18 protein-coding genes are annotated in these 19,864 nt (G+C 57.7%); 4 read left to right on the top strand and 14 right to left on the bottom strand.

What is annotated here, in order from left to right; genetic code table 11:
• Positions 1 to 14: 14 nt before the first annotated feature.
• The 10 genes from PY649_RS24570 to PY649_RS24525 form a co-directional block, all read right to left on the bottom strand.
• Entirely contained in the window at positions 15 to 758 is a 744-nt protein-coding gene (locus PY649_RS24570; RefSeq protein WP_285871424.1) for a phosphonate C-P lyase system protein PhnL, read from the bottom strand.
• An 11-nt stretch (positions 759 to 769) separates the two neighbouring features.
• A complete protein-coding gene (locus PY649_RS24565) occupies positions 770 to 1,597 on the bottom strand; it encodes an ATP-binding cassette domain-containing protein (protein ID WP_285871423.1) in 828 nt (275 codons plus the stop codon).
• Entirely contained in the window at positions 1,597 to 2,508 is a 912-nt protein-coding gene (locus PY649_RS24560) for an alpha-D-ribose 1-methylphosphonate 5-phosphate C-P-lyase PhnJ (RefSeq protein WP_285871421.1), read from the bottom strand. The genes PY649_RS24565 and PY649_RS24560 overlap by 1 nt, the downstream gene beginning before the upstream one ends.
• The gene (locus PY649_RS24555) at positions 2,505 to 3,596 is read right to left on the bottom strand and encodes a carbon-phosphorus lyase complex subunit PhnI (RefSeq protein WP_285871420.1); all 1,092 of its coding nucleotides are present in this window, start codon (positions 3,594 to 3,596) and stop codon (positions 2,505 to 2,507) included. Before PY649_RS24555 ends, PY649_RS24560 begins: the two co-directional genes overlap by 4 nt.
• A complete protein-coding gene (phnH, locus tag PY649_RS24550) occupies positions 3,596 to 4,141 on the bottom strand; it encodes a phosphonate C-P lyase system protein PhnH (protein WP_285871419.1) in 546 nt (181 codons plus the stop codon). The genes PY649_RS24555 and phnH overlap by 1 nt, the downstream gene beginning before the upstream one ends.
• Positions 4,141 to 4,599, bottom strand: coding sequence for a phosphonate C-P lyase system protein PhnG (locus PY649_RS24545; protein WP_285871418.1), 459 nt, complete (start codon positions 4,597 to 4,599; stop codon positions 4,141 to 4,143). The genes phnH and PY649_RS24545 overlap by 1 nt, the downstream gene beginning before the upstream one ends.
• A gap of 115 nt (positions 4,600 to 4,714) precedes the next feature.
• Entirely contained in the window at positions 4,715 to 5,515 is an 801-nt protein-coding gene (locus PY649_RS24540; RefSeq protein WP_285871417.1) for a PfkB family carbohydrate kinase, read from the bottom strand.
• A complete protein-coding gene (locus PY649_RS24535; protein WP_285871416.1) occupies positions 5,512 to 6,357 on the bottom strand; it encodes a carbohydrate ABC transporter permease in 846 nt (281 codons plus the stop codon). Before PY649_RS24535 ends, PY649_RS24540 begins: the two co-directional genes overlap by 4 nt.
• On the bottom strand, positions 6,354 to 7,238 hold the full coding sequence (locus PY649_RS24530; RefSeq protein WP_285871415.1) for a carbohydrate ABC transporter permease: 885 nt from the start codon (positions 7,236 to 7,238) through the stop codon (positions 6,354 to 6,356). The genes PY649_RS24535 and PY649_RS24530 overlap by 4 nt, the downstream gene beginning before the upstream one ends.
• A 7-nt stretch (positions 7,239 to 7,245) precedes the next feature.
• Positions 7,246 to 8,490: an extracellular solute-binding protein gene (locus PY649_RS24525; RefSeq protein ID WP_285871414.1), complete on the bottom strand. Its 1,245-nt coding sequence runs from the start codon at positions 8,488 to 8,490 to the stop codon at positions 7,246 to 7,248.
• A 191-nt stretch (positions 8,491 to 8,681) separates the two neighbouring features.
• On the opposite strand from PY649_RS24525, the gene phnF reads away from it, so the two are divergent.
• Entirely contained in the window at positions 8,682 to 9,437 is a 756-nt protein-coding gene (gene phnF / locus PY649_RS24520; RefSeq protein ID WP_285871413.1) for a phosphonate metabolism transcriptional regulator PhnF, read from the top strand.
• A gap of 495 nt (positions 9,438 to 9,932) precedes the next feature.
• On the opposite strand, the gene PY649_RS24515 is transcribed toward phnF, so the two are convergent.
• The 4 genes from PY649_RS24515 to PY649_RS24500 form a co-directional block, all read right to left on the bottom strand.
• Entirely contained in the window at positions 9,933 to 10,553 is a 621-nt protein-coding gene (locus tag PY649_RS24515; RefSeq protein WP_285871412.1) for a GGDEF domain-containing protein, read from the bottom strand.
• 672 nt (positions 10,554 to 11,225) lie between these two features.
• Positions 11,226 to 13,019: a methyl-accepting chemotaxis protein gene (locus tag PY649_RS24510; RefSeq protein WP_285871410.1), complete on the bottom strand. Its 1,794-nt coding sequence runs from the start codon at positions 13,017 to 13,019 to the stop codon at positions 11,226 to 11,228.
• A gap of 374 nt (positions 13,020 to 13,393) precedes the next feature.
• Complete coding sequence (locus tag PY649_RS24505) at positions 13,394 to 14,113, bottom strand: helix-turn-helix transcriptional regulator (protein WP_285871409.1); 720 nt, start codon at positions 14,111 to 14,113, stop codon at positions 13,394 to 13,396.
• 115 nt (positions 14,114 to 14,228) lie between these two features.
• A complete protein-coding gene (locus tag PY649_RS24500) occupies positions 14,229 to 14,549 on the bottom strand; it encodes a helix-turn-helix domain-containing protein (RefSeq protein WP_285871408.1) in 321 nt (106 codons plus the stop codon).
• Positions 14,550 to 14,980: 431 nt separating this feature from the next.
• Between PY649_RS24500 and PY649_RS24495 the strand changes: the two genes are divergently transcribed.
• The 3 genes from PY649_RS24495 to PY649_RS24485 are packed head-to-tail and all read left to right on the top strand — an operon-like array spanning position 14,981 to position 19,864.
• On the top strand, positions 14,981 to 16,381 hold the full coding sequence (locus PY649_RS24495) for a TolC family outer membrane protein (RefSeq protein ID WP_432761398.1): 1,401 nt from the start codon (positions 14,981 to 14,983) through the stop codon (positions 16,379 to 16,381).
• 28 nt (positions 16,382 to 16,409) lie between these two features.
• The gene (locus PY649_RS24490; protein ID WP_285871406.1) at positions 16,410 to 18,563 is read left to right on the top strand and encodes a type I secretion system permease/ATPase; all 2,154 of its coding nucleotides are present in this window, start codon (positions 16,410 to 16,412) and stop codon (positions 18,561 to 18,563) included.
• The gene (locus tag PY649_RS24485; protein ID WP_285871405.1) at positions 18,563 to 19,864 is read left to right on the top strand and encodes an HlyD family type I secretion periplasmic adaptor subunit; all 1,302 of its coding nucleotides are present in this window, start codon (positions 18,563 to 18,565) and stop codon (positions 19,862 to 19,864) included. Before PY649_RS24490 ends, PY649_RS24485 begins: the two co-directional genes overlap by 1 nt.

Genomic DNA, 19,864 nt, shown 5'->3' with positions numbered 1-19,864 from the left:
GCGATGGCCGGCGGCTAAAGGTTGGCGAGCGTCTCTGCTTCATCCTCGACGATGATCGCCTCGAGCTGGATTTCGCGGTCGACCAGGTGCTGTATATCCTCGGGATGATGGAAGACGCCGATCATGGCGACACCGGCTGCCTTCAATTCCTGAAGTCGATTGACGAGCGCCCGGCGTGCGTCCCGGTCAAGCGATGCCGTTGGTTCGTCAAGAAACAGCAGGCGCTGAGGCAAGATAAGCGCACGGGCAAGATTGACCTTTTGCTGCTCGCCGCCTGAAAAGGTCGACGGATAGGCCGGCCAAAGCTGCTTCTTGACGCCAAAGGCAGAAAGCCATCGACGGGCTTCCATCAGTGCGTCCGCTTGGGTCGTGCCGGCAAGCCGCAACGGTTCGGCGACGATTTCTTCCGCTGCAACACGCGGCCTGGCGTTGAGAAACTGGGTAACAAAGCCGATTTCCCGGCGCCGCAGAACGGCAATGTCGACGTCCGCCGCCGTTGCAAGGTCTATGACGCCTTCCGTCGTGTGATAGAAGGCATGGCCAGCGCGCGGCAGATAGGAACGATAGAGTGTGCGCAGCAAGGTGGACTTGCCGGCACCATTTTCTCCTTTCAGCAGGATGAACTCGCCGCGTCCAACCTCGAAGCTGAGGCCTTCAAAGGCATAGAGCGTGCGCTTGAGATGATGCATCTCGAACTGTTTGGAAAGGCCCGAAACCTGAAGGACAGGGCCAGGCATCATGTTTGCTTGCGTCGTCATATCGGGATCTCTTAGAGCTTGGCGTGGACCAGTTGCTGCGTGTACTCGTGCTGCGGATCCTGGAAAATCTGGTCGGCAAGGCCTTGCTCGACCACTTCGCCGCGTCGCATGACCATAACCCTGTCGGCCATGGTTCTGATGACACCGAGATCGTGAGATACCAGGACCATCGTGATGGCGCGGTCGCGTTGGAGCCGCTTCAGCGTGTCGAGCACCAAGGCTTGAACGCTAACGTCGAGGCCGGTCGTCGGCTCGTCAAGCAGAAGCACTGACGGCTTGAGCGCGATTGCCTTGGCCAGCTGCACACGCTGCTGCATGCCGCCTGACAGTTCTCGCGGCGTGGCATCCATGCGCTCGATCGGAAATTCCGACGCGGCCAGCGATTGCCTGGCGCTTTCGCGCAATTCGGCGAAGTTGCGCTTACCCGCGATCAACAGGCGCTCGGCGACGTTGCCGCTGCTGGTGTGACCCATCAGCAGGCCGAGATGGGGGTTCTGGTAGACAATCCCGATGTGATGCGCGCGAAGCATTCGTCGCTCAAATCGATCGAGCGTAAACAGGTCGCGCTCCTCCTGTTCGGGTAATGCCAGACGATAGCTGCCGGCGTCCGGCGTATCCTCCAAGTTCATCATCCGTAGCAGGGTCGATTTACCCGAGCCGGACTCCCCGACAACGCCAAGCACTTCGCCTGGATAGACGGTGACATCGACATTCGTGAGCGCCTTCACAGATCCAAAGGATTTGGCGATGCCGCGCATGCTCAGCATGGGAGCCGCCAGCATCAGTTGCGGCGGGTTCCGACCGGTCCCGGTCGCGTTGTGATGATCAGCCTGCAGCATCAGTCCATCTTTCCATTCTTGTACCACGTGTCACCGACTGCGACCATTTCGCCGCCGGATGTCTTGATGTGCTTGACGCCGAAATGGCTGTCGGAGAGCTCAAAGCGTGCGGATCCGTCGTCCTGCGGCAGTTCGTTGACGAAAAAGCCGGTTACCTGAGTGCGGTAGCACGTCTTGTCCGCATGATCCTCGATCCTGTAGGGCACGTCATCGAACACCAGTGGTTCGACGTCGGTGAAAGGCGGCACAACATACAGTCGCTTTTCCCGGCCGGCCGAGAGAATAGTCAGATGCGCCGACTGGTGCAGTTTCTTCACATCCCAGCGTGGGATGGGTGACGGCGAGATGACGTAACGGCCGTTTACCAAGCTTGGATAGCTCGAGCCCTGCATGATGCGGCCCGATTTGACAAGCTGTTCGTAAAGGACGAGCCAGAGCTGTCCATAATCGGCGTCGCCATGCATCTCTCGCGTAATCGACATATCCGATTGCACGGCGCGAAGCGGCTCGGGGTCTGGCACCTGCAGGACAAGAACCTGATCGTCCCGAAGCTTTTCCTCGGGAATGCGATGCCGAGACTGTATGATGGTGGCTTCCAGCGTATCTTCGGTGGCGCCACACCCGCCCACGCGGTTGAAGAATTTTCGGATGCTGACGGCGTTGACGGAATCGTCAGCGCCCTGGTCGATGACCTTGACCACAGATGTCGGCTTCAGGAGCGTCAGCGTGACCTGCAATCCGCCCGTTCCCCAGCCGCGGGCCATCGGCACCTCGCGACTCGCATAGGGGACCTGGTAGCCGGGCACGGCGATGGCCTTGAGGATGCTTCGGCGCAGCTCACGTTTTGCGGATTCGTCGAGGAACCCGTAATTAAAGGCAGCCCATGGCTTGGTCAGTTCCTGCAGCTTCATACGGAAGCCTCCTCTTGCTTGAGTACAGCGCCCTGATCGTTCGAAGAATGGGCTGCAAGGTCTTTGTCTGCTTTGACACGCCGAACCGCGTCCAATGTGGATTGGAACGTGACATAATGTGGCAGCTTGAAATGGATGCAGAAACCAGAACTCTCGACGGGCTCTGTATGATAGAGGACGAACTCTTCGGTGGACGCCGGATGAGGATTTTTCTGGCTCATGGCGCGATCCAAAGTGGCACCGGCAATCACCTTCACCTCGTTCCATCCGAAGGTGGCGCAGAAGCCCAATTCCAGTGCGCCAGATTTGGAAATGATTTCGGCTTGGCTGACGCGTACGCGGCCCGCGCTGAACACAGTGCCCGATGGATGCCGTAAGCGCACAGGCGCCTCTGCAAGCCGGATCTCATTGACGGTCGGGTGGACGTCGCCGTAGCCACGCATGCTGGAATAGCCAAGCGCAAGTGTGCCACCGGTATCCGAGCGGGCAAGGCTCTGCAGCCTGTGGGCGCGCGGTGCTGGAAACAGCAAGGGTTCGCGCGTCAGATCGGGAATATCCTCAAGATCGACGGTGTCAGTGGAACGGTCAGGAATGAGCCCCTGCGCTCTTTGCCAGTCGGCCAGAGAGGGTTGGCTTGCTGGAGCGGGGACTGCGGCAGGAGCAACCGCTTCGGGCACGAAGGCTTCTCCCGTAAGCACGCCGACCTGAAGGAGCCGGTGCGAGTAATCGAGAGTCGGACCGAGGATCTGTCCGCCCGGAATATCCTTGAATGCTGCCGATATGCGGCGGACGGTGAACAGATCGGATTGAACTACGGTTTCCGCGACGGCAATCCGCGGCTGGGTCGTGCGATAGGCGCGCAGAAGCAAGACGGCTTCGTAGATGTCGCCGCCAGCCTGTGCCATTGCAAGGGCAGCCATATCAGGCTCGTAGAACGAGGCTTCGCCCATCAGCCGATCGACGAGATATGGAAGGCTGTGCTTGATGCTGTCAACGCGGCCTTTGTCGATCGTTCCGAGATCGCTGCGGAACAACCGTTCTGCTTGTTCAATGGCGTGTTCGCCACCGCGTGTAGCCACATAAGCCATCAGAGCACCTCTACGTTTGTAGACCGGGGAATGCCGAGGATCTGATCCCCGTCGACCAAATAGACGTCCCAGCCGAGCGGGTACCGGAGTGATCGTTGCCTTGTGATCCAGAAAAGCGGGTCAACGGATTCGAGGATGATGTCGATACTTCCGTCTATCCCCGGACCGGTCAGACGATAGCGGCTTCCACGTCCTATCTTAACAGGTGCAAAGAGTGTCGCCGCCTGATCGGGATAGGCCAGGGTCCCCACGGCAAGTGCGCTGAGCAGTGCAGCACCGTCGGCTGTGTCCACCGTGGCAAAAACATACTGCGCCTGCGAAAGGGATTCCCGCCGGGCACCAGTGCGATCTAGGCGGAGGTCTTCTTCCAGCGTTACCGCCACGTGGTAAGAACATTCGCGGTCGAGCAGCGCCTCGGCCATAACCGAAAGCCCCGCCAGCGGCAAAGTGCGAACGATTCCGGGCCGGCTCATGGCCCACATCATCTCTTCGAAAGCGTCATTGGTTCTGGTGTCTTCAATTGTCGGGAGCGGTGCGGCTTTCATCAGAATGTCTCCATTTGCACGCGGGTCGCTTCGACCATTTTCAGTCGGACGTCATCGTTTTCGAGCCGATGATGATGCTCTGCATCGAGGAGGGTCTGGATTTTTGAAAGCGCGTGGGATGCAGCGATCGACGCGTCGACGACGGCAATGGCCATGGCATGTTCGAGATCGCGGCCGACCACGCCGCCGTAACCCTTTACGTCATGGTCGCGGGCGTCGATGTGGGCCTCTGACACCAGGACTTCGCCGAGATGGAAGGCGGTGCCGTGGACTGTGTCCTCGTAAGGCAGCATTGCGAGGCCTGTCCGGTTCGACAGCACGTCAATGCTGCCAATGGTTTCCAGAATCGCTTCCGCGCACGCCTTTATGTATTCTGGCCGCCCTGCCGCCAGGATTTCGAGCACATCGGCATGGCAATAGGGTCCGACGACCGGCGAGCCGGCCTTATTCTCGGTCATTGCAGATTTCCTTTTTTCGCAAAAACGCCCGACTGAGTGTCCGGCGGTGATATTCGAATAACTATCTATCGACATTCGAATATCATGTCCAGCGCCCGCGACACGATTCCTGCAACTACCTGCCAGATTCCAGCCACTCTGCGGTGACGCGACATGCCTCTTCGGTCGCTGTTACAGTCGAATGACCGTCGAGCAGGAAAAAGAGAAGTGCGCCGGCAAAACGATCGCCGGCTCCGATGGAATTGGCTGTCGCAACCGTGATTTTGGGCTCGACCTCGATCGCACGTACGCCGTCGAAAATGGTGATAGCGCTCGGGCCGTCCGTGAGAACCAGCGTCTTTAGCCGGTCGCCGCCAACTTGCTTGGCCCGTTGCCATGCTTCGGCCAGCTCGCCGGCAACATCCGCCTTCGATGATATGATAATATCCGACGGCCGGAGCGTCGCCTTGCGAAGTGGCATCTGCGAGATGACGAGGGGTATATTGTCGAGTTGCCCGGATAGACTATCGGCGAGATTGACCGCGTTGATGTAGACGGCATCATGGTCCATCTTATCACAGGCCCGGAGAGCAGGAAGGCCGGCGCTATGCTTCGATATGATTGTCCGCTCGCCATTCGGCTCCAGGAGAATTTCGAGCGGTTCAGTTTCGCCTTCAGCCCACCCAATGTTAGAGCAATCGAAGCCACGTGTCGTCAGCTCCGACAGGATCGCCGTTCCAGCATTGTCGTCCATGAGCCGTGCGACTATCGAGACTTCTGCACCAAGGTCGAGCATCTGCAGTCCTGTGTAAAAAGCGCCACCGCCGAGATGCGTTTCAATACGCGAATAGCGAAGCCTGCTACCGGGTTTCAGCGGCTCGTTCAAATACCAGACCCGATCCCGGTTGACCGATCCGATAACGGCAACACGTTTCATTTCTCTCCGATCCCCGGCGCCAAAGCGTCGACAATGAAGCGTTGTGCTGACAAAAACACGATAAGGACCGGGGCGATGGAGAGAAGACTTGTGGCCATAAGGGGTCCCCAGGAGCGATCGGCACCCTCCAGATCAGCAAACGTCGCTATACCGGTCGTCAAGGTCTTCTTGAACTCGTCATCCAGGACAAGTTGACCCCAGAGGTAAATGTTCCAGGCGCCCATGAAGGAGATGACCGATAGCGCTGCGATGGCCGGAACAACGTTCGGAACCGCAATCTCGGCAAATTGCCGCCAAAGTCCAGCCCCATCGATCCGGGCGGCTTCGAACATCGAACGTGGCAGGGATCGAAAGGCCTGCCGCATGTAAAAGACATAAAAGCCGATATAGGGGATCGACGGAATAATCATCGAACCGTAGGTGTCTACGGCCTGGAGTTTGACGACTGCGATATAGGTCGGGATGATTGCAAGAACCGTCGGAAACGACATCGTCGCAATCACAAGCCAGAAAAGCGCCCGCCGACCGCGAAACTCCAACCGGGCAAACGCATAGCCCGCCGGTACCGCCAGAATAAGTTTTCCGATGGTGATCAGGGTCGCTGTCAGGACCGAATTCCAAAGCCACATCCAGATCGGGTGCCGGCTAGCTGCAATCGTGAAATTTGAAAGTGTTGGCTGATCCGGCCAGAACCGGATCATCTTGGCTGAGATCAGATCGTTCGGCGTAAAGGCCGACGTCATCATCCAGATGAGCGGAAAGAGTGTCGCGACACAAGAAGCGAGCAGCACAACGTGGATGAATGTCCGGTTGACAAGCGGAAATAGGGATTTCGCGGTCATCCGTAATGAACCCTTTTCTCGCTCACCCGGAACTGTAGCCAAGTAATGGCAAGGACGATGACGATGATTATAACCGCGACTGCGCTGGCCGGGCCGAACTGGAAGAACTGAAGTCCCTGCTGCCAGAGATAATAAACGACGCTCGAACTCTGTCCGGCCGGCCCTCCGTGGGTCAGAACATCGATGACGCCGACGAGGTCATCGAGGACATGGAAGAGGGTGGTGACGCTGATAAAAAACGCAGTTGGCGCCATCATCGGCAAGCTGATATCGAAAAAGTGTTGGCGAGCGCTCGCGCCGTCAAGTTGGGATGCCTCACGCAATTCGCGTGGCAGATTGGCGATGGCGGCCAGCCATAGCAGCATGTTCAGTCCAAATGTCTTCCAAAAGGTTACGACGCAAACGCAGAAAAGCGCCAGGTCCGGATCCGTGTGCCATTTCGACCGGGGGAAACCGAAGTAGCTGAGCACCTCATTCAAGAGACCATTGACCGGATTGAACAGCCATGACCAGGCGACGCCGGCGACGGAAAACGCCACGATCGTCGGGAGAAACAGACTTGTCTGGTAGATCATCCGCAGCGGGCTTTTTCGAGCGCTGTGCAGCAGTACCGCGAGGCCGAGCGGAAGGACAATTTCGGCAGGGATCAGCACGATGCAGTAGAGGAGAGTGTTCCAGCCAGCAAGCCGAAAATCTGGATTTCCAAGCGCCGCCTTGTAATTGTCGAGACCCGCGAATCCGATGTCCGTGGAAAGCAGGTTCCAGTCCAGGAAGGAAAGTCCGATGGACGCCAGCAGGGGGGCGTAGAGAAACACAAGGACGGCGATGACTGCCGGCCCCGCGAACAGATAAGGGGCCAGCACTTTCACGAACTGCCGCATGGGAAGGCTACGCAGAAATCAGCGCCGCGAGTTCGGCGTGCGCGTTTTTGACGCCGTCCGCCACGCTTGTCTCCTTGTTCAACATCCGCGAGACCCACTTGCGCCAGACGGCCTGACCTTCGAGGCCGCGCTTTCCTGGCCAGATGGTTTCTGCCGTCAAGCCGTCGGCCAGCTGTGCCGCTGCCGGCTTCATGAAGTCGTTGATCAGTGGAACGTCATGCTTGGACGTGTTGAGGTAGCCGACTTCCGACCAGATCTTCTGCCCTTCCTTCGATGCGCAGAACTCCAGGAAGGCCAATGACGCATCAGCCTGTTCCTGGTTCTTCGTATAGACGGCAAGGAAGTTGCCGCCGCTGTTCATCTTGCGAGCGTGCCCTTTAAGTCCAGGGAACTTGGCGGTAATCGCTTTGCCCTGGCCAAAGGGGAAAGTCACGGCTGCGGTCGAGCTGGTGGTGCAGATGGCAAGCGCGCCTGACTGGAAAGCCGCCGTCTGCTCTTTGTCGTCGACGGGAAGCCAGAGGCCTTCAGCGGCGGGCGCGCAATATTCCGCCATTCCGGCGACCGATTCTGGGCTGTTCAGCGCGAGCTTGCCGTCGGGGTCGATGATGTAGCCGCCGGCATTCTGGATGAAAGACTGGCTCGTCCACTCATTGTTGGACAGCGCGATTGGCGAACGATAGGTCGGATGCTTGCCCTTGAGGGCAGTGTCGATCTTCCGGGCGCTCTCGTAAAGCCATGCACTGTCAGGGTTTTCCGGCAGCTTTGGATCGAGGCCGGCTGCCGCCCACATTTCGCTATTGATGAATGTGATCGGGGTGGACATGGCCCACGGCAAGCCGATGAGCGCGCCATCGATTGTCACCAGCGGAAGCACGCTCGAGCGGAAATTGGACAGGATTGCATCGGCTTTCGTCGCATTGATTTCCCGTAGATCGCGTGCCCCAAGGGTGCGTTTGGCAAAGTAGCCGAATTTCCATCCGGTGATCATCATCGCCGGCGGCCGTCCGGCGGCTACGCTTGCAACAGCCTTCGTCGCCGCGGACTGATAATCCCCGTCGAAGCGGTTGGTGACGGTAACGCCGAGCTTCTTGGCGTTGAAGGCATCAACTACCTTCTGGAACGGCTTGTCTGAGCCCCAGATGCTGGAAATGACGATATCGGCGTCGGCCGAACGTGCCGCCCTGGGGGCGATCGCCGCGGCGAGCGTCATGGAGGCCGTGGCAAGGAAATTGCGGCGGTTCATTGTGGTCATGGTCGGATCCAGTCATTCGAATTGTGATTAGACATTCGGATCTCAATTAGCGATCCCGTATGACACGCGTGTGAACGGCATCTATGCCACATGCAGCTAAAAGTGAAACTTCGCACACTTTGTATTAATTGAAATCGAGTGATCAGCGCGATATATGACATTCGAATGACGATTGGGCAGGCGGGACGTGCGTGGATAAAAAGCTAATTCATGGCCAATGGCAAAAAGTTGAGAATGATATTGCCGAAGACATCATCGCTGGTCGGCTTGCGCCCACGGCACAGCTCCCGAAAGAAGCGGAGTTGATGGAGAAATTTGGCGTCGGGCGCCATTCGATCCGCAAAGCCATATCTCAGCTCGAAAATCGCGGTCTCGTACGTGTAGAACACGGCAAAGGAACGTTCGTCCAGGATGCCCGGATCAGCTATCGGCTTTCTGAAAGAGTGCGGTTTACCCAAAACCTTATGGATCAGGGCAGGGAAGCGCTTGGCCAGCCGGTTACCGAGGAAATCGTGAACGCCAGCAAGGAAATCGCCGAGGCATTGCGCTTGCCCGAGGGCGAACCTGTCTATCATATTGTCCGCTGCGAGTTCGTGGACGACAAGCCCATTTCCTATAGTCGCTCCTATTTTCCAGTGCGCCGCTTTCCGGGCTTCAACGACGCGCGGCGAAGTGGCCGTAGCATCACAAGTATCTTCGCTGATTATGGCGTTCCGGATTACATTCGTTTGCGCACGGAGATCGTCTCAAGACTGCCTACCCCAGAGGAGGCAAGACATTTGCAACAGGATGCGGCTCAGCCGGTCACTGCGCTTCGGAAAGTGGACGTAGATCTCAAGGGTGTTCCGGTCGCCTATTCGGTTTCGATCTGGCCAGGAGACAGAGTGCAGTTCACCATCGACAATACGAGCCAGCTGTTGGACGCCCTCGCCAGAGGAACGGACTAATCCGTGGCTTCGTTTGCATGAATGCGACTGCTTGGGGTCATTTGCGGAAGAGGGCGAAATACGATCTTAAGGCGCCACCCATACTAGCCCGTGCCATAATTTGTCATTGTCGGCGGGAATTGAGAAATCCAACGATGGTTTTCGAATGAGGCGACGCGGCGGCCTATGTCGAAAGCAAACTGGATTACCACCGCAAATCTAAAGTTTGGTCGCGGAACGTGGCCGAAGTTTAGATGTCCAGCCCCTCCCGAACTGAACGCCCACTGTTTCCGGAGACCCTACGCCGCCACGCAACGTTCGGCCCAAAGCTGCCGGCATCCGAAATCCTTCATAAAATGTGACGTTCGGCGAGCCTCGGCGGTTGGTTCCCGGCTGCCACATCGAAAAGCAGGCGCCAGGCCAACCGAGATCCCAGCTGGTTGTGACGCCGCATCAAAGACAGGTCTCGCCGTTTGCCCAACGCCGCCACTCCTGCGGCGGTGGGGGTCGCCAGCCTCATGCGGCCGGCAGCGCGCCGATGGGGATGTCGTCGCTCTCATCGCCGCGCTCGAAGGCCATTTGGTCGGCTAGCTGGCGGAGTTGGTTGAAGTCGGCCGGGCCGTCGAAGGAGGTGCCGCCGAGGCGGATGGCGACGGAAAGCGGCGCGCCGTCGGTGCTGAAGGTGGCCGCGGAGACGCGCGTGCGGATGCGTGTGCCGATGTCGCGGGCATTCTCGACCGTGGCGCCAGGCAGGAAGACGCCGAGTTCGTTGGTCGCAAGCCGCGCCACGAGATCGCCATGACGAACCGAGGACTGGATGATCGAGGCAAGCGATTGCATCACGGTGTCGGCCCATTGCGGCCCGTAGCGGCGGCCGATGTCGTCGAGCGTATCGATGATGACGACGATGACGATGCCGCCGGCATCGGTGGCGGCATGCTTGCGCCGGTCGATAAAGTGCTCAACGGCCGCGGCAAAGGCGGTGCCGTTCAGCGTCTTCGTCACGCCGTCGTACCGCGCCGCCTGGGTGACGTTTTCCTGCAACCTGCGGACGACGCCGTTGTTAAGCTGCAAGGCAAAAAGCAGCGGAAAGGCCACAAATGCGGAAATAAGTGCTGCACCGACAAATCCGACCAAAAATGGTCGATCCGGCATCAATAGGTTCAATATAAGTAGAAGACCAACGGAGCCGACCACGGCGCATAGGGTGCCGAGCGTGGCCCTCCGCAGGGCTTTGAAAATGGTGGCGGAGGGATGTCGCTGTTGTAGAATCATATTGGAGTTATACCCGTTCTTAAATGCTGCGTCAGCTAAACACGGGCCCGAAAAAACCGGCTTAAGAAATCCTGTAAAATTTGTTGCTTTGCACAGTTGTTGTTTTCACGAATGTCTTCGAACGAATATCCGGAACCGTTGTTTGCGCTTGGTGCCCGGTTTGCGCTAAAACCCCAGCGCTTCATCTCGATCCATGGTCCTGGGCGTGTTTCATCTTCAGCGTGTGAATCGGCATGGAGGTCACGATGCCGATAACGCAACAAGCAATTGTTTTCGCTGCAGCATTTGGGGTCATTATTTGATGCTTATTTGCACTCGCAGGCGGTGCCGAAGGTTCTAATCCCATCAATGCAAAACCCGGTTTTCCTAGTTTCTAGGGGAGGCTTGATAGCAAGTTGCAACTTCAACGCAGGCTCTGAGCCCCCATAGCAACGGCCCGTTCTCGTTGTGGCCCAAATCCCCGACCGAGAGGGCGAAAGGCGATGATATCCAGGGTATCGCGTTCGAGCCCGGTCGGGGACTTTGGTTCGGTCATCAATATGACTCCCAATTGTTGCTAGCAACGGCCACATTGCCATGAAAGGCTGCAGCCAGCTTCGACACCGTGCTCCGCGCCGGCGACATAACCAGCTTTGAGGCGGCGGTCGCGATAACGGGCCGAGTTTCGGGCCGGGTCATGCCGCTTCCGACATTGAACTGACCCAACAACTGGAACAGCGCGTCAGTTTCTTTCGCAAGGCTGTGAGCGGCGGCCGTCGATTCTTCGACCATGGCCGCATTCTGCTGTGTGCCCTGATCCATGGTGTTGACCGCCTGATTGATCTCCTTGATACCCGTCGCCTGCTCCTTGGAGGCTTCGACGATAGCTTCGACGTTGCTGTTGACCTGCTGGACCTGCGACACGATTGTTGTGAGCGCGGTGCCCGTTTCTCCAACCAGTGCTACGCCATTCTTCACGTGCGCGTTTGAATCGGTGATCAGGCCCTTGATTTCCTTGGCAGCTTTGGCGGAGCGCTGGGCAAGTTCACGCACCTCCTGGGCTACGACAGCGAAGCCTTTTCCGGCGTCGCCAGCGCGCGCGGCCTCGACACCGGCGTTAAGCGCCAGAAGATTGGTCTGGAAGGCAATCTCGTCGATGACGCCAATGATATTGGAGATTTCCGCGGAGGAGCTCTCGATCTTGCCCATGGCCTCGATGGCGCTACGAACGACCGCGCCTGAATGCTCGGCGTTCTCGCGCGTCTTGCGGACAAGCTGGCCGGCCTCTTCGGCGCGGCGGCTGGAATCAGCCACCGTGGTCGTGATCTCCTCAAGGGCCGCGGCTGTCTCTTCCACTGAGGCGGCCTGCTGCTCGGTTCGCTTCGATAAATCGTCGGAGGCCGACCGGATCTGCTGCGAGCCGGCGGCGATTGCGCCGGCATTCTCAGCCACCGCCTGCATTGCCGTCCGCAACTTCTCCATTGCCGCGTTGAAGTCGGTGCGGAGGCGTTCCAGCGTAGGAATGAATGGGGTGCTCAAGTTCTGCGTCAGATCGCCATTCGAAAGCTGCATCAACGCGGCCGCGAGCTGATCGACATTATTCACCCGGGCGGTAACGTCGGTCGCGAATTTGACGATCTTGAAGACCTTGCCGTTCATGTCGAAGATGGGATTGTAGGAGGCTTGGATATAGAGCCTCTTCCCACCCTTGCCGATGCGCAGGAATTCTTCTGCTACGAATTCGCCATCGGAGAGCCGTTGCCAGAAACGGCGATAGTCGTCACTCTTCGTATAGATACTGTCGCAAAACATCGAATGATGGCGGCCGTGGATTTCCGAAAGCTGATAGCCGAGCGCTGAGAGGAAATTTTGGTTGGCGGTCAGGATCTCGCCGTTCGGCGTAAATTCAATGACGGCCTGGGCACGAGAGAGCGCTTCGAGTTTGCCCGCGTCCTCGGCGCTTTTCAACTTTTGCGTCGTGATGTCGGTTGCGAACTTGACGACCTTGTATGGTTTTCCACCTCGAAGGACCGGATTGTAGGAGGCTTCGATCCAGACCTCCTTGCCACCCTTTCCGATGCGCCTGTACTGACGCTGGTCAAACTCACCGCGATTGAGACTGGCCCAGAACTCACGATAGTCGGAGGACGAGGCTTCCGCCGGATCGACGAACAAGCGGTGATGTTGGCCGATGATCTCCGAAGCCTCGTAGCCGAGGGTTCGGCAAAAATTGGTATTGGCTGTCAGAACCTTGCCCGTCATGTCGAACTCAATGATGGCTTGCGACTTGTTCATCGCGGCCAATACAGCCTTTGCGTCCGACCCAAAGCTGGATGCTATTCCCCTCATATCGTTTCCTCACAGTAGGATTACATTCAAGAGCTGTAATCGCTCTCGTTATTGCAATGCGCGCGCCTCGGCATGCGGCAACCGCCGCAATCAGCAGCGAGATAGCCAGTTCATCGGCACGGTTTGTAGGACGACATCTGTAGCAGTAATCTTGGCTGTTAATGCGGAGATACCCGCGTCGCGAAGGCCGCCGCCATCATGGCAGCTGGGACGAAATTTCGCGTCGCCTCGCTGTCCCAAAAGTGGGACGCAATGGTTTCAAAACCATAAAGAAAACAGGAAGTATTTGATTTTTCCCAAGTTGCGACTGGGAATTTGTCGATATTCTATTAGATGTTGATCTCAAGCCGCATGTTAGCGCGCGTTGCGTGTTTTTAGCTGATAATCTGCCGGCGGATCGCCTCAGCGATCGCATGCGTGCGATTGTTGGCGCCAAGTTTGTGTACTGCGCGCTTTAGATAGGTGTTGACCGTTTCGGCTTGGTACTCGGAAGCGGCCGCGATTTCGTCGCTGGTCAGCCCTTTGCTCGCCAACGCGAGGCAGTGCAGCTCGCCTTCCGAAAGACGGTACGTGCTCGCCGCGAAGCGGTCCATCACTGGCCTCGTTACAGATCTGTGGAGCGGCTCGGCGAGGAACGCCAGCAACTGCCGCTCGCTTTCCGCAAATGGACGGTCGCTTGTGAAGCAAACACCTCCATAAACACGGTCGTCTCTCGACACGGGAACCAGAAAGCGGTTTCGGATATCAAAGGAACGATGCAAGTACTCAAGCCGCGCCGGCGCTACCATCGTGTCGAACGCTTCTTCTTCAGTCATCGCCGCGTTCCGGCGTTGTGACAATATTACGAGCGGATCGGAAAGATGAAGCTCTTCGGCGAAGTACGTCTCCACATAGGCTGGGGGAAAAGAGGTCTCGCTCGACTGGCCGTGCCCGAAGTGATAGCCGTCGATATCGAGGCCTGCGACGGCGATGTGCCTGAATCCCACCGATTTGTGCAGTTGGTCCACCACCACGTTGTTTCTCAGTATGCGTTGCGTCGGAACGGCGGAAAGGCTTCGATATGAATCAAAGGAAGGAATGGCGACGCAGCCCATTTGCAACCTCAAATATCTATATGTGTTCGGCGGAAACTTTTCGCGCCATTCGGTTGATCAAACGTTAACGCTCAAAGACGGGTGGAAGGGCTTTCTCAATCTGGCGAATTGAACATCATGATGCGCGGAGCATTTGGTCGGGAAACTGCAAAGGCTCAGGCCTTCCGGCGTTCGCAGTTGGGCATCCTAGGAATAGATTGCTTTGACGACGGGCCTTTAAGTCCGGCGGCTCTTTGCAATAAGCCGAAGGAGGCGTCACCGCGTCACAATTGAACCATGTGCTGAAGCTGCTTACAGATTGGAAGTCGATCAGTTGGGTGATCTCCGTCATCGACAGATCCGATGTGGTGAGCGCGTCTTTGCCCAAAAGCATCCGCCACCGGCTGATATAGTCGATCGGAGGCATTCCGGCGATCTGCGTGAAGCATGTTTTCATTGTAAAGTCTCAACCGCACTGACTGCTTGGTGATTCGTCGGACTGTCCGATGTGTTTGATCGAAATCGATGGCGTCGCTGCACACGGGAAAGTTGTCATCCCCAGATATTTCTAGACAATGGAAAATCAGCTTTAAGTAGAATTCATCGTCCCTTAGCTCGCATGAAGAGACGATTGTATGTCGGATCGGCCACACATCCGTGCTGCAGCTGTGAAAAGACCAAAAATGGTCAACATATTGTTAGCCGTAAGGCTTGCGTGTCCCGATATTAACTGCTTCACACGAATAAATTGGAATCTACTTTGCAAGAAGACATGACTTCGTCTAGCCTAATAGTTGGATAAGCTTTAGATCGCATATTAGCAAAGTATTATTATAGGGGAAGGGTACAGTTTTGTCTTATAGAAAGCGATTGATTGTAGCGATCGGGATTTCGGCAGCCATTAGTTCTTTATTTAGTAGCGCTGCTTACGCCGTGACACTGCAGCAGGCAATTGACAAGACAATGAAGACCAACCCGCAGATCATGGAGGCTGCCCAAAATCGGGAGGCGACCGAGTTCGAGTTGCGCCAGGCGCGGGGGCTTTATTTGCCTTCCGTCGATCTGGAGTCGGGTTACGGTCGCCGTAGACTTTCGGACGTCACGTCTGGAGCCCTGTCACGTAGCACGGATTACCTGAACCCGGCCGACGTAAGCTTGACTATCACGCAGACGTTGTTTGACGGCGGTGACCGCAAGGCACAAAAGGACAAGCAGGCGGCTCGTGTCGACGGCGCATCCTTTCGCGTCCAGCAGCGCTCGGAAGCCTTGGCGCTCGAAGTGACCCAGAATTATCTCGAATATATGCTGCAGACGGAAATCGTCGCAGCGGCGGAAAGGAACGTCGCCTTCCACAAGCAGATGGTCGGCAACATCGAGGAAAGCATCAAAGGTGGTGCCCTTACCGATGCCGATCGCTTTCAGGGTCGCGAGCGCCTGCAAGCGGCAGATGCCCGCCTTCAGGAAGCCAAGCAGGAGCTGGATGCGACCAAGATCCGCTACCTTCAAGTCGTCGGCGAGCCGATCAGCAATGCGCAACGTCCTGCCTCTGTAGCGCATTACCTGCCGAAGACGCTGGATGACGCCGTCTTCATCGCCCAAAAAAATAATCCGCAGATTTCTTCGGCCAAAGCTGATGTCAACGCTGCTGACGCCGATGTCCGCGGTTCCAAGGCTGCCTTCCTGCCGAAGTTGGACCTCGTCGGCAGTGCACGCATTGGTGATGATGTTGACGGCAACAAGGGCAACACCAACGACGTCCAGGTCGGTGTCGTCGCCAAATGGAACCTCTATCACGGCGGAATCGATACTGCCCATCAGCAGGAACTGGTCCGTCGCGCCACCGAACAGCGTTTTGCATTGAGCCAGAGCTATCGCGAGGTCGATCAGTCGGTTCGCTCCGCTTGGAGCGAGCGCACCAATCAGGGCCAGCTGGCGCGTATTTTGGATGGGCAAGAGAAGACGAACGCCCAGCTCGTGTCGTCCTATCGTGACCAATTCAAGGTCGGTCAGCGCTCATTGCTCGATCTGTTGGATGCCCAGAATACCCGCTTCAACACCGAGGTTTTGGCCAAGACGGCGGATGTCGCTTCGCTCTTTGCCGAATACAAGATCCTCGCAGCATCGGGCAGTTTGTTGTCGACGATGAAGCTGAAGCCGGTCGAGCAGGCGACGCCTTATGCCCGCGATCAGTTCGGGGTGTCGTCGAACACGGCTGATCCCGGTTATGTCAGATACGACTCGCACCAGAAGCCCGGCCTGCCGATGGATCTGCTCGAGCCGATTCGTTAATCGTTAGGACTGAGATTGGTAGTACTCCATGTTGAACGTGGCACCTGACGTGTCTGCGAGCGTATCGCTGCGGTCATTCAAGTCGGCATTCAAATCGATCGCCGCGTTTTACGGCCGCCCGAGCTCGGATACAGTGCTGTTTTCAGGCGTTCCGGACGAGGTTCTGGAAGCCATGGAGCAGGACGATGTCGAGCGCCTGTCGGAACGCGTCGGCTTGCAGGTTCTGAAGCACAAAGAACGCGATTGCCGGCTGGGTAATTTCGACTGCCCCGCCATCGTCGCCTTTGCCGGCGGCGGCGTGCTCCCGTTGCTCGAAATGGCCGAAAATGGCTCCTACGTCATCGACATCGCGCCAACGGCCGGAGCGTCGCTCCACCTGACGCGGGACGAGCTTGCCGCTCTCAATCCGCAGGCCGCCTTTGCCTTCACGCTCTTCTATCAGAATGCTTCGGAAGAAGCGCGCGTCGGTCATGCGGTGGAGATAGAAAAGCGTCACTGGCTGGCGACGACGCTGGTGCCCTACTGGCGCACCTATGCCCGCGTCATGCTGGCGGCGCTATTTATCAACATTATCGCGCTGGCGTCACCGCTTTTCACCATGAATGTCTACGACCGCGTGCTGCCGAACAAGGCGTTCCCGACGCTCTGGGTGCTGACCGCCGGCATTTCCCTGGCATATCTTTTCGATTTCCTCCTTAAGACGGCCCGCGCGTCGCTGATAGACTATGCCGGCCGCAAGGCGGACATGCGTCTGTCGCAACTGATCTTCGACAAGATCCTGAACTCGACGCTGGCGTCCCGCCCGATGTCGACAGGCGAATATGCCAACCGCGTGACGCAATATGAATTCGTGCGCGAATTCTTCACCTCGAACACCATCGGCGTGCTGATCGACAGCCTCTTCGTCGTCATCTTCCTGATCGTCATCTACATGATCGCCGACTGGCTGGTGGTTATTCCGGCCGTCGCCTTCGTTCTGTCTGTGGTGATTGGGCTCGTGGCTCAGGCGCAGATCGGCAAGCGCATGGCGACTGCGACGAATGAAGCATCGCGTCGCCAGTCGATGCTCGTGGAGACAATTTCGACGATCGAGACATTGAAGAGTCTTCGAGCCGAGGCGACCATGTTGCGCCGCTGGCAGGAGCTGACGAAATATTCAAGCCGCACCAGCGAGGACATTAAGCACATCTCGTCGAACGCCATCAACTTGACGATGTTGTTGCAACAGATGGTTAGCGTCCTCATCGTCGTGGCGGGCACCTATGAATTCGCCGATGGAAAAATTGCCATGGGCGCGATCGTTGCCACCGTCATGCTGGCGAGCCGCGCCGGCGCGCCTTTCGGACAGATCGCCATGACATTGGCGCGCTTCCGCCAGGCCACCATGTCGCTGCGCATTCTCGATAAGATCATGGAACAGCCTGATGACCGACCGTCGACTGTCGGCTTTGTCAACCGGCAGATCCGCAGCGGCGCATTCAGCTTCCAGAACGTCTCTTTCCAATATCCGGGTTCCGACCAGTCAGTCATCAATCAACTATCCTTCACGGTTACGCCCGGCGAGAAGATCGGGATTATCGGCCGCATTGGTTCAGGCAAGACGACGATCGGCCGGTTGCTCGACGGGCTCTTCCAACCCGCCAGCGGCCGCGTGTTGATCGATGGGGTCGATATCCGTCAATATCACATGGCAGAGGTGCGCGCCGCCGTGGCTGTCGCCGGTCAGTCGTCGGACCTGTTTTCCGGCACAGTGAAGGAAAATCTGCTGCTCGGGCGGGCTGATGCGAGCGACGAAGAGCTGCTGGCCGTCTCGCAGATGACCGGTGTCGAGGAATTCGTCGCCGTCCATCCGCGCGGTTTCGACATGCCGGTCGGCGAGCGCGGCGCGAACCTTTCGAATGGCCAGAAGCAGGCACTAACCATCGCGCGCCTGCTCTTGACCCGGCCGAAGATCGTCTTCCTCGATGAGCCCTCGGGCGCGATGGATCTGGCGAGCGAACGGCATCTGATCAACAAGCTAACGAATGCGTTTGGTCCGGAAACAACGCTGATGGTGGCGACCCATCGCCACAGCATGTTGGAGCTGGTCGACCGGCTCATCGTCATCGACAAGGGCCGCATCATTGCCGATGGACCGAAGCACGCCGTCATCGAGGCGATGCAGCGCAAGGCGGTGCCCTGATGCGGACTCATCGTCGCAATATCCACGACAATCCTCCACTTTTCGCCCGGCTGATCCTCGGTATCTGCGCCTTGATGATTGCCGCTTTCATCGCTTGGGCGGCGTTGGCCGATATCGACGAGATCGCACGGGGCGAGGGGAAGGTGATACCGGTATCGAAGACGCAGATCGTACAGTCGTCCGAGCCCGGCATCGTCCAGCAAATCAATGTCAATCTCGGCCAAGTCGTCCGTAAGGGCGATCTTCTGGTCCAGCTCGACAATACCACGACGCAATCGACGCTTGGTGAGTCGGTGGCCAAGGCCCGTGCTCTCGGTGCCAAGGTTGCGCGCCTCGCCTTGGAGGAGGCGGGCACCTACGACGCGCAATTTATTTGTCCCGCCGATATTCTGGCCACCGCCAAGAACGTCTGCGACAACGAGGAAAAGCTTTTCGAGGCGGATCGTGCCGCCTATCAGAACAAGCTCGATGTTCTCGACCAGCGTTTGAAGCAGCATCAGAACGAGCTGGACGAGGCCCATGCCAACATAGACCGCCTGACGCAGAATATCGCCGGCGCCCAAAAGCAGTATGATCTGCTGAAGCCGCTCGGCGAGAAGAAGCTGGTCGCCGAAACTGAAATCCTGAAGGTCCAGCGAGACTTGGTCGACCTACAGGGTCAGCTTAAAGTCTACGTCGAAAGTCTGGATCGCCTGCAGGCGGCCGTCAAGGAGGCTAACCTACAGGTCAACGACCTCGGGTTGCAGCTGCGCCAACAGGCATTGACCGACAAGGGGCAGGCACTGTCGGAGCTGTCGGTCGTCGACGAGACGATCCGCGGGGCATCCGACCGGGTCAAGCATACGGATATCCGTTCCCCTGTCGACGGCATCGTCAATACGCTGGAGGTCAATACCATCGGCGCCTATGTCGACGCCGGTAAGGTTATCGCCGGCGTCGTGCCGACAGCCGACAATCTGTTGATCGAGGCGAAGATTTCACCGCGCGACGTTGCCTTCGTCCGCGTCGGCCAGCCTGCGGTCATCAAGATTTCGGCCTACGATTTCTCGATCTTCGGCGCGCTGGACGGTACGGTCGTCAACGTCTCCGCCGACAGCCTTGTCGATAAGGACAAGAACGAAACCTATTACCTCGTGCGCATCAAGACCGACAAGTCGGAGCTGGAGCGCGACGGCAAGCGCTATCCGATCATCCCGGGCATGGTGGCTTCCGCCGAGATCATGACCGGCCGCAAAGCGATCCTCGCCTATCTGATGAAACCGATCAACAAGGCGCGCTCCGAAGCGCTGACGGAACGGTGA

The sequence above is a fragment of the Rhizobium mayense genome (genome assembly GCF_030272705.1).
Classification (GTDB): Bacteria; Pseudomonadota; Alphaproteobacteria; order Rhizobiales; family Rhizobiaceae; genus Rhizobium; species Rhizobium mayense.
This window is presented reverse-complemented; position numbering and strand designations above follow the sequence as displayed.

Excerpts from the sequence above, each read along its gene's own strand:
- PY649_RS24570 (WP_285871424.1), bottom strand. The coding sequence starts at position 758 with ATGACGACGCAAGCAAACATGATGCCTGGCCCTGTCCTTCAGGTTTCG.
- PY649_RS24565 (WP_285871423.1), bottom strand. The coding sequence starts at position 1,597 with ATGCTGCAGGCTGATCATCACAACGCGACCGGGACCGGTCGGAACCCG.
- PY649_RS24560 (WP_285871421.1), bottom strand. The coding sequence starts at position 2,508 with ATGAAGCTGCAGGAACTGACCAAGCCATGGGCTGCCTTTAATTACGGG.
- PY649_RS24555 (WP_285871420.1), bottom strand. The coding sequence starts at position 3,596 with ATGGCTTATGTGGCTACACGCGGTGGCGAACACGCCATTGAACAAGCA.
- phnH (WP_285871419.1), bottom strand. The coding sequence starts at position 4,141 with ATGAAAGCCGCACCGCTCCCGACAATTGAAGACACCAGAACCAATGAC.
- PY649_RS24545 (WP_285871418.1), bottom strand. The coding sequence starts at position 4,599 with ATGACCGAGAATAAGGCCGGCTCGCCGGTCGTCGGACCCTATTGCCAT.
- PY649_RS24540 (WP_285871417.1), bottom strand. The coding sequence starts at position 5,515 with ATGAAACGTGTTGCCGTTATCGGATCGGTCAACCGGGATCGGGTCTGG.
- PY649_RS24535 (WP_285871416.1), bottom strand. The coding sequence starts at position 6,357 with ATGACCGCGAAATCCCTATTTCCGCTTGTCAACCGGACATTCATCCAC.
- PY649_RS24530 (WP_285871415.1), bottom strand. The coding sequence starts at position 7,238 with ATGCGGCAGTTCGTGAAAGTGCTGGCCCCTTATCTGTTCGCGGGGCCG.
- PY649_RS24525 (WP_285871414.1), bottom strand. The coding sequence starts at position 8,490 with ATGACCACAATGAACCGCCGCAATTTCCTTGCCACGGCCTCCATGACG.
- PY649_RS24510 (WP_285871410.1), bottom strand. The coding sequence starts at position 13,019 with ATGAGGGGAATAGCATCCAGCTTTGGGTCGGACGCAAAGGCTGTATTG.
- PY649_RS24505 (WP_285871409.1), bottom strand. The coding sequence starts at position 14,113 with ATGGGCTGCGTCGCCATTCCTTCCTTTGATTCATATCGAAGCCTTTCC.
- PY649_RS24500 (WP_285871408.1), bottom strand. The coding sequence starts at position 14,549 with ATGAAAACATGCTTCACGCAGATCGCCGGAATGCCTCCGATCGACTAT.
- PY649_RS24490 (WP_285871406.1), top strand. The coding sequence starts at position 16,410 with ATGTTGAACGTGGCACCTGACGTGTCTGCGAGCGTATCGCTGCGGTCA.
- PY649_RS24485 (WP_285871405.1), top strand. The coding sequence starts at position 18,563 with ATGCGGACTCATCGTCGCAATATCCACGACAATCCTCCACTTTTCGCC.